The 12,147-nt window shown below is 49.7% G+C and carries 24 protein-coding genes; 2 read left to right on the top strand and 22 right to left on the bottom strand.

The genetic code is table 11. The features are described from left to right. From GBK04_RS28475 to GBK04_RS28400, 18 genes are all read right to left on the bottom strand, one after another. A partial coding sequence (locus tag GBK04_RS28475) for a hypothetical protein (RefSeq protein ID WP_152765715.1) occupies positions 1 to 281 on the bottom strand: 281 nt, incomplete at its 3' end. A 196-nt stretch (positions 282 to 477) separates the two neighbouring features. Further along, a complete protein-coding gene (locus tag GBK04_RS28470; protein WP_152756075.1) occupies positions 478 to 807 on the bottom strand; it encodes a hypothetical protein in 330 nt (109 codons plus the stop codon). 43 nt (positions 808 to 850) lie between these two features. After that, on the bottom strand, positions 851 to 1,291 hold the full coding sequence (locus GBK04_RS28465; RefSeq protein WP_152765713.1) for a hypothetical protein: 441 nt from the start codon (positions 1,289 to 1,291) through the stop codon (positions 851 to 853). Continuing rightward, positions 1,263 to 1,685, bottom strand: coding sequence for a hypothetical protein (locus GBK04_RS28460; protein ID WP_152765710.1), 423 nt, complete (start codon positions 1,683 to 1,685; stop codon positions 1,263 to 1,265). The genes GBK04_RS28465 and GBK04_RS28460 overlap by 29 nt, the downstream gene beginning before the upstream one ends. After that, the gene (locus GBK04_RS31320) at positions 1,685 to 1,828 is read right to left on the bottom strand and encodes a hypothetical protein (protein ID WP_373331432.1); all 144 of its coding nucleotides are present in this window, start codon (positions 1,826 to 1,828) and stop codon (positions 1,685 to 1,687) included. Before GBK04_RS31320 ends, GBK04_RS28460 begins: the two co-directional genes overlap by 1 nt. Next, positions 1,821 to 2,393, bottom strand: a complete 573-nt coding sequence (locus GBK04_RS28455) for a hypothetical protein (protein WP_152765708.1) — start codon at positions 2,391 to 2,393, stop codon at positions 1,821 to 1,823. The genes GBK04_RS31320 and GBK04_RS28455 overlap by 8 nt, the downstream gene beginning before the upstream one ends. Positions 2,394 to 2,439: 46 nt before the next feature. Beyond that, the gene (locus GBK04_RS28450; protein ID WP_152765705.1) at positions 2,440 to 2,883 is read right to left on the bottom strand and encodes an N-acetylmuramoyl-L-alanine amidase; all 444 of its coding nucleotides are present in this window, start codon (positions 2,881 to 2,883) and stop codon (positions 2,440 to 2,442) included. 116 nt (positions 2,884 to 2,999) lie between these two features. Beyond that, positions 3,000 to 3,197 carry a hypothetical protein gene (locus tag GBK04_RS28445; protein ID WP_152765702.1) on the bottom strand — a complete coding sequence of 66 codons (198 nt, stop codon included), beginning with the start codon at positions 3,195 to 3,197 and terminating at the stop codon, positions 3,000 to 3,002. Between the two features lies 1 nt (position 3,198). Next, positions 3,199 to 3,753 carry a lysozyme gene (locus GBK04_RS28440; RefSeq protein ID WP_152765680.1) on the bottom strand — a complete coding sequence of 185 codons (555 nt, stop codon included), beginning with the start codon at positions 3,751 to 3,753 and terminating at the stop codon, positions 3,199 to 3,201. A gap of 508 nt (positions 3,754 to 4,261) precedes the next feature. Then, positions 4,262 to 4,453 carry a hypothetical protein gene (locus tag GBK04_RS28435; protein ID WP_152765699.1) on the bottom strand — a complete coding sequence of 64 codons (192 nt, stop codon included), beginning with the start codon at positions 4,451 to 4,453 and terminating at the stop codon, positions 4,262 to 4,264. Continuing rightward, complete coding sequence (locus GBK04_RS28430) at positions 4,450 to 4,737, bottom strand: hypothetical protein (RefSeq protein ID WP_152765674.1); 288 nt, start codon at positions 4,735 to 4,737, stop codon at positions 4,450 to 4,452. The genes GBK04_RS28435 and GBK04_RS28430 overlap by 4 nt, the downstream gene beginning before the upstream one ends. A gap of 40 nt (positions 4,738 to 4,777) precedes the next feature. Continuing rightward, on the bottom strand, positions 4,778 to 5,323 hold the full coding sequence (locus GBK04_RS28425; RefSeq protein WP_152765671.1) for a hypothetical protein: 546 nt from the start codon (positions 5,321 to 5,323) through the stop codon (positions 4,778 to 4,780). 103 nt (positions 5,324 to 5,426) lie between these two features. Further along, on the bottom strand, positions 5,427 to 5,573 hold the full coding sequence (locus GBK04_RS31315) for a hypothetical protein (protein ID WP_373330594.1): 147 nt from the start codon (positions 5,571 to 5,573) through the stop codon (positions 5,427 to 5,429). A 143-nt stretch (positions 5,574 to 5,716) separates the two neighbouring features. Next, on the bottom strand, positions 5,717 to 6,325 hold the full coding sequence (locus GBK04_RS28420) for a hypothetical protein (RefSeq protein ID WP_152765668.1): 609 nt from the start codon (positions 6,323 to 6,325) through the stop codon (positions 5,717 to 5,719). Between the two features lie 61 nt (positions 6,326 to 6,386). Continuing rightward, positions 6,387 to 6,719 (bottom strand): hypothetical protein, encoded by a 333-nt coding sequence (locus GBK04_RS28415; RefSeq protein ID WP_152765665.1) that lies wholly within the window; start codon positions 6,717 to 6,719, stop codon positions 6,387 to 6,389. A 2-nt stretch (positions 6,720 to 6,721) separates the two neighbouring features. Next, entirely contained in the window at positions 6,722 to 7,207 is a 486-nt protein-coding gene (locus GBK04_RS28410) for a hypothetical protein (protein ID WP_152765662.1), read from the bottom strand. Beyond that, positions 7,204 to 7,908, bottom strand: coding sequence for a hypothetical protein (locus tag GBK04_RS28405; protein ID WP_152765660.1), 705 nt, complete (start codon positions 7,906 to 7,908; stop codon positions 7,204 to 7,206). The genes GBK04_RS28410 and GBK04_RS28405 overlap by 4 nt, the downstream gene beginning before the upstream one ends. 2 nt (positions 7,909 to 7,910) lie before the next feature. Continuing rightward, a complete protein-coding gene (locus GBK04_RS28400; RefSeq protein WP_152765658.1) occupies positions 7,911 to 8,666 on the bottom strand; it encodes a hypothetical protein in 756 nt (251 codons plus the stop codon). Positions 8,667 to 8,922: 256 nt separating this feature from the next. On the opposite strand from GBK04_RS28400, the gene GBK04_RS31310 reads away from it, so the two are divergent. Together GBK04_RS31310 and GBK04_RS28390 are read left to right on the top strand one after the other, a co-directional pair. Beyond that, positions 8,923 to 9,282, top strand: coding sequence for a hypothetical protein (locus GBK04_RS31310; RefSeq protein ID WP_373331429.1), 360 nt, complete (start codon positions 8,923 to 8,925; stop codon positions 9,280 to 9,282). Between the two features lie 117 nt (positions 9,283 to 9,399). After that, complete coding sequence (locus GBK04_RS28390; protein WP_152765653.1) at positions 9,400 to 9,894, top strand: hypothetical protein; 495 nt, start codon at positions 9,400 to 9,402, stop codon at positions 9,892 to 9,894. An 11-nt stretch (positions 9,895 to 9,905) separates the two neighbouring features. Here the strand turns inward: GBK04_RS28390 and GBK04_RS28385 are convergent, their stop codons facing one another. The 4 genes from GBK04_RS28385 to GBK04_RS28370 form a co-directional block, all read right to left on the bottom strand. Further along, the gene (locus tag GBK04_RS28385; protein WP_152765650.1) at positions 9,906 to 10,133 is read right to left on the bottom strand and encodes a hypothetical protein; all 228 of its coding nucleotides are present in this window, start codon (positions 10,131 to 10,133) and stop codon (positions 9,906 to 9,908) included. Between the two features lie 198 nt (positions 10,134 to 10,331). Then, complete coding sequence (locus tag GBK04_RS28380) at positions 10,332 to 10,697, bottom strand: hypothetical protein (RefSeq protein ID WP_152765649.1); 366 nt, start codon at positions 10,695 to 10,697, stop codon at positions 10,332 to 10,334. A gap of 12 nt (positions 10,698 to 10,709) precedes the next feature. Further along, positions 10,710 to 10,919 carry a hypothetical protein gene (locus GBK04_RS28375; protein ID WP_152765647.1) on the bottom strand — a complete coding sequence of 70 codons (210 nt, stop codon included), beginning with the start codon at positions 10,917 to 10,919 and terminating at the stop codon, positions 10,710 to 10,712. Between the two features lie 19 nt (positions 10,920 to 10,938). Continuing rightward, on the bottom strand, positions 10,939 to 12,066 hold the full coding sequence (locus tag GBK04_RS28370) for a rolling circle replication-associated protein (RefSeq protein ID WP_152765646.1): 1,128 nt from the start codon (positions 12,064 to 12,066) through the stop codon (positions 10,939 to 10,941). Between the last annotated feature and the right edge of the window lie 81 nt (positions 12,067 to 12,147).

Raw genomic sequence — 12,147 nt, 5'->3', positions numbered from 1 at the left:
CCCCTGTATTCCTGCGGCCCTTGCGGCCCTGAATACCTTGCGCCCCGGTTGCCCTGCGGCCCGGCTACCCCTGCGGGCCTTGTGGCCCTGGTACCCCCGGTCAGTGTGTCGGCAAAATCCACTACCTGAAATATAGCCTGCCGGATACTAGCGGGCGTTACGACGCGCGGGCGGCTGTCGGGTAGTATTTTGGTAATGGTATCCTTTACGGCGGGCGCGGAAATTTGCGCCTGGGCGGTCAGGCTGCCAAAGAGTAGGGCGAGTATTACAAGGCGTTTCATATAGCAAAAGGTGATTGATTGAGGCGTTCAATCAGAGTGGCCGAATCTTCCTGTAAATCTTGATTACGGCGGCTTGATGAACGACCAACTTATTAAGGGCGTCAAAGTCGGCGGCGGTGGGTAGCCGGTGCCGGTCAGGGTGGCGGTTCGCCTGGATCGCAAAACCAGAAAGACGAACACGGCTATCAAAATAGTGTTAGGCTTCATCGGGCGCGGGGGTTACAGATTGGAATTTCTTTTTCAGGCTGCCAAGTTCCGCCGTCGCAATCGTGACAAATACCGGTATGATTCCGATTAACTCCATCGTATGCCCGGTTAGCTGGCTGGCATATTCTACCAGATTCCCGGCAATGAGTACAGCGGTATAGGCTAAAAGCTTGTATAGGTATTGGGTCAGGTACCCGTACTTGAACTCCCGTTTGATCAGGGCGCGCGTGATACCTAGCACAGCATCCAGCAAGACGATTCCAAAAATGATTTGGAATAAAACGAAGTGAGCGAAGGCAATCAAAATAAATTCTTTCATGGCTAATAGATTGGTATTGGTACTTGGTTGTTATCCGCGACGCCTAAAATATCCCCCTTGCAGGGTTGGCAGCCCACGCCAGTAAACCGGCTTCGGTCGCGGGGAATACCTTTTTACTCGTTCGCTTGGCATCCCTGGCGGCGCTCTTGGGATTGCGCAAACTGCGCTGCATTTCTTTGGCAAGTTCTACGATCCCGCTGGCCTGTTGGGCGCGGTACTGAGCGACGCGGGCCAAACGTTCCATTTTAAAGGCGGCGTCCAATTTAATCGGCGCGTTTTGGGCGCGGCCTTTCTTGCCTTTCAGCTTCTTACCCTTCAATAGTTGTAGGGCTTGGGTAGCAAACTTGGTTTGCTGGTCGTCGGTCAATGCCCAAAAACTACCTTCCGATTCCGGAATTTCGAGCAACGGCCCAAAGTAAAAACGCGGGTTGGCGGCTACTTCGGCCAGTTCCTTTTTAAAGGTGTCGGCGCGTAGGGTACGCAATCCGTTTTTTCACGAAGGTGTCGACGTCCTTTATTTTCTGGCGCTCGTAGGTACTGCGGGCGCTCTGGCCTTCCTTCACGCGGCGGCGTACGTAGGCTTGTAGCTTGGCGTTCGTGTCGTACTGCTGGGCAAATTCTAGAATGTCCTGTATTAAGGTGTCTTCGTCGCGGTTGCTTCCGGAAAACTCCTTTAACTCGGCGGCGGCTAGGTCAATGCCTTTGGCCGTTTTCTTGATCCAAAACCGGCGCAATCCGGGCGTTAGGTTGTTGGGGTCGCCAAACCGTTTAAAAGATTCCAGGCTAAACGTAGGTTGCAGGATGGCTATAAAGTCCTGAATGCTCTCATAGGGCATATCTTTCAAAACCGACTGCAAACGCTTCTGACTGGTACCCATTATTTTACGAGTTTGGTCATTAACAAATACGCGATGGCGGCACCCACGGCGGGGTACTTCCATTTGGCCGCTTTGCCGTATTTCCACGTAAAGTAGGCGGCGGCTACTCCGATTAGGTTTACTTGGGTCGTGAGGTTATTCATAGAAAAATTTGGTTACGATGGCGGCGGCTATTACTAAGGTTTCGACTAGTACGACGTTTCCCCGGCGTTTGGCCCGCCGTTCCATGACAGAACGGCGGGCGGTTTCCTCTTTTAGTCCCTGCTGGGCGTCGTTTATTTCGGTTTCCTGGCGGCTGGTTTCCGCAATCAGGGTTTGAATTTTGGCATTCAACAAGCCGTTAATCTGGCGGCTTCGTCGCATATTTTCAGTTCTTTGATGATCTGCGGCGTTAGGCTGGTCAACTGGCGGACTTCCGTAGGTGTCAAGGTATCCGGCTGCGCGGTAGCGTTCCAAGAGTGCGCGGGCGGCGCTGTCAGGGTCAGCAGGGCGGCTACTATACAGGCTATCAAGTTTCGCATATTCAGTTATTAGCTGTTGATCGATGGATCTGATTTTATCAATATGGGCGGCGCGCTCGGCGGTCAATTCCTGGACGGCGTGGCGCGGGCGCTCCTGGTATCGGCGGGCAAAGTATCCGGCTCCAAACAGGATGATACTACCCAATAGCAACACGCTCCACGAAGTACCCTTTACATTCCATTTCATGCTTTGCGGGTGCTTTCTTCGGCCAGAAATTCAGTAACATTATGCACTACATCGGAAAATAGTACCGGTATTCTCGGACGTCGCCGGGGTTCGTGATAAAGCACGTTTCCAGCAAAAAGCTACGTTCCGGGTTCAGATGCAACACGCCTAAACGGTTGTGTTGGCTCTGGCTTTCGTTCTTGGCTCCCCTGTCTTTTATCCGTAGGGCATCGGCAACGCTGGCGCTCAGTTTGGCGGCGGTCGGTTGGGGCTGCAAAAAGCGTGAGGTTTTATAAAATACCTCGGTGCCGGTGGCCTGGGGGCTGGCGGCGTTAAAATGCAAATCCAAAAGAACATCTTCAAAGTGAGCGATTTCCTTGATTTTGCTCCACGTTTCGGCGTTGGTGGTGTCGTTCTGGTCGACGTACACGTTGACGCCCCGTTCAATCAACCGCGTAGCGATGGCATTACGAAGTATTACGGCTTCGATGGCTTCGTCAAACCCTGGCACTTTGGCCCGGTACCTATGCCGTTAACTACGGCGTGGCCTGCGGTTAGAATTACTTTTGCCATGGACTTCTAAGTTTAGCTCTTGATACTTGCGTTCGAGTTCGTTGTACTTTTTCGTCAAAATTTCGTGTTGCTCCATAAGCAGATTAAACCGCCTTCCAAATGTTCCGCGTACTTTTTCCAGTTATCAGACACGATGTTGTCCGTTTCGGCATCGTTCTTTTTTTTGGAAAATATATACCGGATACCTTCCAGCGCGCCCCCGCCTATGGCAAAATCTAAAAGCCGTTCAAAGGCTGTGACTTTATCGGGCATATCATTGACGGCTTTCGTTTATGAGGTAGCCGCCCGCCAGGGCTAACAGGATCGCCCCGATTCCGGCAATGTTGGTTGTTACCTCACTCCTAAAAACCGGCTGGCCGTACGCCTGGGCTTCCTTCAATCGGCGGTTGGCGTTGTAGGGCCAGGATTTAAAGGCGGCTTCGATGGCGTTCAGGTCGTTGGGATTTACCTGTATTTGCTGCCATAGCTGCGACTTCAAAAAGTTGCCCGGCCCGGCGTTGTACACGAACGAAACCACGGCGTCAAATTGGGGAACCGTCAGGCGGATATTTTTCCCGTTCAGGTAGCTATTTAGGTACCCTTCGTTTAGTCGTACGTGGTACAATAAGAGTTGATCAGCCCTTTTTTTGGTGATCTGCTGGCCGTACTGGATTTTACTACCGTCCTCGTAGAAGGTGCAACCGTACCCGATGGCGGGGCCGTTGGTGTCCTTATAGGCAGGGGTTAAAAAGCTGTCAGGCTTGGAAAACAACGGCGCGTTTTCTTCCAGGGCTATAAAATCAATTCCGCTTTGTGAGGTCGTTCCCATAGTATTTTAGTTTGCGTATACGCGGACGTCGGCCCGCTTAATATATCCGTCCGTGGGGTACCCGATCCAGTTCCGATAAGTGACCAGAACGTACTGAGTTTCTACGCCCCCGCTTTTGGCTATGGTGTAGTACTTAAATTCAGTTTTGGTACCCAGCGGCAACGTCGTAACGGTTTGGCTGCTATCGCTGGCGGATAAGAGCGGAGTACGTCGGATGGTTTCGGCGGTGTAGCCTTTGCCGGTGGTGGCACCTCCCCCGGTGGGCGTGGTAGGGCGGCATTGCCTTGCAGGATGGCTACAAACTTGGCGAAAACTTCGGGGTTGGCGTCGTCGCTTATGTCCTGTATGAGTTCGCTTTTGTAAAGTGTCCGATAACTGGCTGTAACCTCAGACCAGACGTTGCCCCGGCAAACCCCGGCCAGATAGTAAAGCGTATCTTCATCGGTGCCGCCGTCGATGCCTAAAAATGAGAATCCCCACGGTCTGAGCGCTTGCCGGAATTGCAGCGCTATATTGGCGGGGTTGACCGCTCCCCGTTGCCCGCTACGACTTTATCATATTCATTTTGGGCCAAACGCTTGCGGGCGCTGGATCGCAATAATAGATAGAGGGCAATAGCAACCAAGACTTTACCGACGTTGGCGACGGTCTTTTTGTCTACTTGGCTGGCCAGGGCGGCGGCGGCGGTTAAATTCTTCATAGACTGGCTTTTTGCTTGAATAGCTGCATCGGGTTTTTGACCGTGTTAAACTTGGAAAATAGGGCAATGGCGGCGCGGGCTTCGTCAACGCCTTCCCTGGTCAACAGGCGGGCAAAAAATGCGTTATTGTCGTGGATTTCGGTTTGCAGTTGTAGCACTGCATCCGGGTTGTTTGTTACAAATTCGGTCAGGGCTTCAATTAGTTTTATGGTGTCCTCGGTACCTAGTACTTCATCGTAGGCGCGGCCAAAATCTTTCAAAAGTTGTAGTAAGTCCTTTTCCATTGGTTCCGTTGTGTAAGCGTTTTAAAAAGTACGTAGGTGTTTAGAGGTTGTTAAATCCGCCACTGGCGCGGGGAATCTGATTGATCACAACCGGCGCGGCGGTTTTATTCTTGATGGCTCCCAATGCAAATTCCTTAATCAGACTTTGGGCAAAATCATTGTTGCCGTCGCCGTCCGTCAAATCTTCCAGGATTTCAAAAAGCTTGTTTTGATTTTCTTCCAGCTTTTTGATTTTATCTTCCATTTCTTTCATACGGAATTCTTGCATGAGTTCGGCGCGCATTTGTTCGCGCAAACTGCTTACACTTGAAAGCCCCCCGGCTTGCTGGGCGGCGGCTCCGGCTTTGGTAAATTCAAAGTTGTTGGCGCTCCGCTGGCCGCTGGCGTTGCGGTATACCGATAGGCGGTAGCTGTTGGGCGGCAGTAGTTCCAGGACGTTTTTAAAATGCTCCTGGGCGGTGGCTGGGTCGGCGGTGGGGTTGTTGTCTTTTTCGCACTCGCTTACCTTACTGGTACCTTTCCATAGTTGCCAGAAAGCCATGTTTTCCTGTTTCAAAAAGTCGCTTGCTTGCTGTGTCGTATCCATGTTGCGTAGTAGGGGTAAAGTGATTTAGGAAAAGCAAGCCCGGTTTGGCGGGCTTGCTCTGGATGGATGGTAGCGGGCGGCTATACTTTGGCAATCTTGGCACTCAGGGCCATAGATTTTTGTACTCGCTCATTTTCTTGTTATAGTCCTTTTTGATGGACGCAACCTTTGAGAGGTACTTTTTCTTTTGCTCGGGGCTGGCCGTCAGCTTAGGTTTTTTCGGCAATTTGCCCATTTTTGGCTTGCGCATAATTTTGGAATTTAAGAGTTAAAAAAAAGTGATTCGTTGGGGGTTGGTGTGATTGCCCTGGCTACGGAATAGCCAGGGCGTTCACGGTTGGAAACTGGCCTAGTAGGGGCGGCGCTTACGCTTCCGGGCGTCGGGGTTATTACCTAGCGGCGGCGGCGCGCCTTCGTTTTCTTACGGAAGAAGAAATACCAAACACCCAAACCAATCATGGCGGCAATCAGCGGGTTATTGGTAATGAAACTGAACGGGTCGGAAATGAACTCATTAAAGTAGTCCATAATGCCTTTGGTGGCGGCGGTGCCGGTGCCGGTCGTTGTGGTCGTCGTAGCGCTTCCGCCTGTTTCGGATGCTCCGCTTACGCTTACCCGGATGGCGGCAATTTCGGCGTTCGTGGCTCCTACTCCTTTGATCGAGTACAGGTTTTGACCGCTGAAAATGCGCTCGATTCCGGTTTCGTCTACAATGGCATCCTCTACGATGAAGCCGTCAGCGTCGACAAAATCCCAGTTGGTTTTGTTGCTGAAAAGTTCCAGGTTCAAATCCGTTGAGATAGAAGCGTTACCGCTGTTGAGCCAGTTGCGCATGGCGTCGCGCGTTAGGTACCGGTACTTTACATCACTGCCTACCAGTTCAGGCAAAAGCAGAATTTTGGGCTTGCTGGTTTCGGTGCTTTCACTGGCGGCGTAGACGTTGCCTACTCCGTTGTTTCCGGTGATGGTACCGACGTTGGTTAAAATTTTAATTTCGGCCATAGCTAATAGATTTTGAAATAGTGAAAAGTGAAAAATTGGGGGTTATTGGTTTGAAAATTATTTAGTTACGCTTTCGTTTTTTCTTCCGAAAAAATAGGAAGTAGGCAGCCACGGCAGCCAGGGCCAACAACGGTATATTATCCAGTAGGCCGCTGCTGCTGTTGCTGCGGTATTGGTTAGGGTCGTACGGAACGGAACCGTACGAAGGGGTAATACTGCCGTTGCCTTTGATACCGCCCGGAAACAAGGCGGTCAGTAGGGGTACAGCAATGCCACTTATAGCGCTGCTAATCGTGGTGATTACGTTCCCGCTTTTGGGAGTGGTGCCGGCCTGGGCTTGCTGCGCGGCCTGACTGATTAGGATAGGGTCAACCCCATAGACTGAATACGGCATATTTATATGATTCTAGGGATTTTGATACTTTGGGAGAATTGAACCGGGAAGTTTAGCAACTCGGCTTTTACAAATCCGTTGAAGTTGAATTGTATCGTTTTACCCTGCACTAAATCCCGGATTTCGGGAATGATGCTGATTAGGTCGAGCAACTGAATATTTACAATAGCGTCGGCCTGGGTTTGTCCGCTGGGGTTGATCCTGAATTTTTCGTACCGATACGCCCGGCCTACGGTGGCGGTGTTGATGCTTACGGTAAGGTCGAGCGATTGAATATTAATATTCGTCGCCGTGCGGTTCCAGAAATTGAGGGGCAACAAAAACGTTAGTTGGCCCTGGCCCAAACTTACCCGTAGTTGCTTGGGTAGTCCGGGCGTAACGTCCAGGTTACTGGCGGCGCGGGCTTTGCTCAGGACGTACGCCCCGGCTCCCACGGCCCCGGCTATCATCAAATCTTGATTGCTTATGCCTTTACGTTTCTTGCTCATAAGGATTCGACGGCTTGCTTGAATAAAAATCCTATGATCACGGTAGCGGCTATTTTGCCGTACTCTACTTTGGTGCTTGGGGTGCCGGTGGGCGTGGCGTCGGTTCCCTGGATGGGCGCGGGGTCGCCGGGTGTGGTTATGTACTGGTTTCCGTCGACGGCGTTTTTTGCGAATTGTAAAGCCTGGGTAGGCTCGTACCCGCGTATGAGGGCGTCAACCAACTCACCGACTAGCAAGGCCAGGGGGTACCCTTTGGCGTAGGCATCCAGATTTTGCGTGACGGCTTTTATATAATTTATGTCCTCAACGCTTACCGTAGGGCTATCAATCAGGCGGGTATATTCCCGGCTCAGGATGGCGCGTAGGGTTTCCCAATCCTGGCCACTTCGGCCCGAAACGTAGGAGATAAGCCCACTATACGCGAAAACTTTGGAGTTGCGTTCCGTTTCGGTTTGCGTCAGGGTTTGGCCGGTGGGCGTGGTGGTGACAATCGGCGCGGGGTCGCTGGTGAGTCCCGGATCACTGTCAACAATTACGGCAGGATTCAGCGCGTAGGGATTGGGGTACAGTGGACTATTGACCGTGGGATTAATGACCAGGGTAGGGCTGCTAACAATAGTCGGATTGACGTTAATAACAGGATTGCTACCGATTACCGGCGTGGTGGGATTGGAACGACGTATGAAAAAGAATTCGGGCATAGTTAGAGTAGGTCGTAATGATAGGCGGCATAGAGTCCGACGCCCCCGATAAGCAGAGCGGCCAGGGGTGAACCTTTCAATTCTTTGGAGTAGGTCGCATGGTAGGCGGCTATCTGAGCGGCTTCGGCGGCGACGTATTCGGCGCGCAGTTGAAGCGTTTTTAGTTGCTGGCTGTCCTGGCGCTTTTTAATGAATCCTAGTACGATGCTGGCGGCGGTCAGCACGGCCCCGGCTCCCACGGCGTAGGGGTTGGCCGTGGCAATGGCCACACCGCCCACGGTGGCAGCCCACGCGGCTACGCTGCTGTTTCCGTTGGCCTGGGCGGCCTGGGTTTGAAGAAATGCGATTTCCTCGGCGTATTGATTCCAGCTTTGTACCAATTTGGAAAGCTGATCGATTAGGAAAGCTTTCCGTTCCTCGGAGGTGGTACCCTGGTAGGCGCTGGCAGCCTGAGCGAAGTACTCAGGACGGTAAGTAACATTTAGGCTCAGTTCATACTGTTGGGTATTGGGGTTAAAGATCGGGGCGGCATTCGGCAGGGTACCCAAAACCGGCGCGTACCCTAGCGTTCTGATCTGATCGAACGCAATGCTTAGGGTATTATCGACGCTTCCGTCAGCGTTGCGCGGCCCGTAGGAGCGGGTAAGGAATACCGGCAAGTCTAACGGCTTTGATGAAATGTTGACAGGTACGGCCGATCCGTCCGGGTAGTAGTACGTTCCCTGTCCGTTTTGCCGATTTGTTATGTAGTCTGCCATATTTACCGTTATACTGCCATAATTGCAGATGCAAGTATATACGGTTTATTTCAATTGTGCAACGTTTAGCATTACAAATTATCAAAACACCCCACTAGTCAAGCGTTCATAGCGTGTAGCCCCACAAAACGCACCCTTAAATACAGCTTGTACGAACCTTTTTGCACCCATATTGCAGGGATGCTACACCCAAAAAAATATTTTTTGATTGTCCGTTTTTTTTTCCTATTTGGCAGTAAACAAACCTGACAAGATTATGAAAAAGCTATTTTTTGGAGTGCTGGCGCTGGTGGCGCTTGGGTGTGGGGGCAACGATCCGAAACCCTCGGCAGTGGTGCCGGATGGCATTTACACCGCGCAGACCGTGACCGTAAACGATAAGGTTTCAAGCCTTCCGGCTGGAATGGTGACGTTTGAAGTGGTGGGTACGGGTACCAATCAGATACGGATAACCCAAAAGGGAAAAATCAATCTTGCACCCTGGCAGGACGTCAGCGGGGTTTATACGACCTATCAAACCGGGAATACGGTACGGACGGACGGACTGAGCGCAATCATCGGCGGCGGCGTGTTGGATATACGGGTAGGGTATACGGCTGTGATTGCCAAAAAGTAGGGTACCTACTCCCACATAAAAAAGCCCTGGCCAAATGGTCAGGGCTTTTTTGTTGGGTAGCTGACTGAAGAAAAATACTTTATTTGTTTTTCCTTTCACTCAATCGCTTACACCATTATGAAAAAATACGCTACGCTATTACTTGGGTTCCTGCTGCTGGCCGCTTGCTCTACTGAAAAATCAACCGAAGAAGCCGAACAGATTAGGCTTTTGAAAGAGCAAAACGAGTTATTGAAAAATCAGCTTGCAACAAAAAAGAATGAACCGGCTGAACGGCCAAAAGCCAAACCCCCGGTACCGGCGAAAAAATCAATTACGGTTGATCAGATCAAACAAGATTTACTGAATCAGTCCGTCAGCTATTGGCATCAGGGCGCATTGGCGAAAGTAAAAAAGCAATGGGTATTTGCTTCCCTGGCGGAATACAAAAGCGTAGAAGTGGAGAATGAACAGGTACGGGATAATTACCAGGAAAAGACTTTGGCCATGACGCTACAAGATCAGGCTACCGGAGAAAGGTTCTATGCCCGGATGCTGGTAAGCTATAATAAACACGGTGAACAGTGGGTACTTTCCCGATGGGACGCTTTACAATTTTCGGAGATCAAATAAAAAAGCCCCGGTCAGATGGCCGGGGCTTTTGCTTTGTGCTTGGTGGACGTGAGCCGTGAAAGGAAATCCCGTAGGGAAATGTAGGTTTCGAAAATGTTGGCCCGTTGGCTGGGTTCGTGATCTTCGCAAGCCGGGGAAAGCAGGTACCCGCAAAACAGTTCATCTAAATGGGTTATGGTGTCGGCTTCGCGGGCTAAGTTCTGGATGGCTTGTAAATCGGTGTCAGTACTGTTTTGCATGGGGCGTAGGATGATGTGAACGATTCCTAAAACTACATTTTATCCTGTAATAAAAATATACAATTTGAATTGGTTAAAACTCTGTTAAAGGATTGGTATAAAAAATATTTTATTAAAAGAGGCATTCAAGTTTCATAAACAAATAAATAAACTACAACTATTGAACAAATCAATAAATAAGATTTGTCTATTTATTTTTTATGATAGTGTTAATTTCCCTGCGTTCAAAGGCGCTTTACTGACAACGTATTGCAGTGACTTATACATTACTTCTTCATAGAATTTAGAACTCCTTCGGGAAGAACATAAACAAAACCCGCTGGCTACGATACCCATAATAGCGGCGCTTTTCAATTTTGCTCCTGATGCTTCCAGGTACAGGATAAAAAGTTCATCATGGGTCATAGTAGTACGCTCAAACCCTTCGTGAGGGAATAGAGTTTCTACAAAGCACTTTTCTTTCATGGAAAGTAACACCTTGACTTTCCGCCACGTGTGTAAATGGCCTTCTAACGGAATTTCAATAATAGCCCCTTTTTTGAATCTTAAATTCTTGATAGCCATTGGAGTAAGGATTTAGAATTTGCCTTTAAAATAGTTTGACTCCTTCATTAAATATCTATTCAATAATTCCTTGTTTGTAAACTCTGTCAAAAAGTTAGAGCCGTTAAAGAATAGCTTAGTTTTTCGCTCACCAACTTCTAAAATCAACGCTTGTTTGATTTCTCCAAGGTAAAGCAAGGGTACCTTTTTCCCTTCTTTGAATTTGAAATTTTTGATAGCCATAGGAGTAAGAATTTGGAAGTTAAGTAAATGACGTTTGTAGGCTTCCGTATAATTGTAAGAACGTGTTGTTGTAGTGGGTTTGGTAGCGGTGGTGTAGGCTGGGGGCGTGTTCTTGCATCAGCTTTCGATTCTCAACATTGAGCCGGTACACGGTGAAATTTTCATCTTTTATGACGTCCTCGGCTTTTAGTACCTGGGCTAGTTTATCCAGGTAATTTTTTACTTCGTCGTTGGTCGTACTCATATCAAAATCCTCGATGGCGACGGTTTCGGCGTGGTAGGTAAGTGTTTTCAAATCATCGGAACAGCCCCAAATTCTACCGTTAATTTTCCTATCCATAAAGTCGCGGCCTTTCTCCTTCATCTGGCTATCTACGTCATTGGCTTTGGTCAGGTACTTTGAAATATAAGCGGTGATGGATCGCAATTTTTTCAACTTGTGTATGTCGGTGCTATTCGGCTGGGTGGTGTTAAAATTGTCGCGCTGGCCGCGTTCGTAGCGCTGGCGCTGCTGGGTCACGCTGGCCCAATACAGTACTTTTTCGTTCGGCTTCTTTCCGGCGCGGGTGAGTTTTTCGGCTTCGCGTTTTATGTATTGTTTGGCTTCCTGGCCGTTGATCTGGAAACCGGCGCGGTAGTGTTCGCGCAGATTCTGCCGGTAGGTTTCAAGGTACCCGTATTGGTCTAAGATCGAATTCCAGGCTTTTTTTACCTGGGCATGGTGTATGTAGGCGTCTACGACCAAATGAAAATGAATGTTATCATTCTGTTGGGGTTCGGCGCGCCAAAAGTAGTTTTTTACGTGGTGGTAGCGTTTTAGCTGCGTAATGAAGTACCCTAGCATATTCCGTTTTATGTCGTTGTCGTCGTGCGCCTGGGCGGCGGGTAGGGTCAAGGTGATGAAGGTAGGGTAAATGCTGTTCCGGGTTATTTTACCGGTGGTGGTGATGGTCATACTCAACAACCAATTATCCAGGTACTTTTTAACCTGTCGGCGGGTGGCGGGCGACATATAGCCGTTGTAGTCGCCTTTTGCGCCTTTTTCCAAATTTTCCAGGCTGGCGGCGTTTTCCTGGGTACGTCCGCCTTCAAAGGATTGGTATACTACCACGGAATGCGGCTTGAACAGGGCTATACTTTCAATCATGGGTGCAGGCAGGAAAAGCGTAGGGGATGCAATGGTACGTAAAACGTTTCAAACTTTCGGCACAAATGCCACATTGTCAGC

The organism is Salmonirosea aquatica (genome assembly GCF_009296315.1).
GTDB lineage: Bacteria > Bacteroidota > Bacteroidia > Cytophagales > Spirosomataceae > Salmonirosea > Salmonirosea aquatica.
The sequence above is the reverse complement of the archived record's forward strand: the minus strand, read 5'-3'. Positions and strand labels throughout refer to the sequence as shown.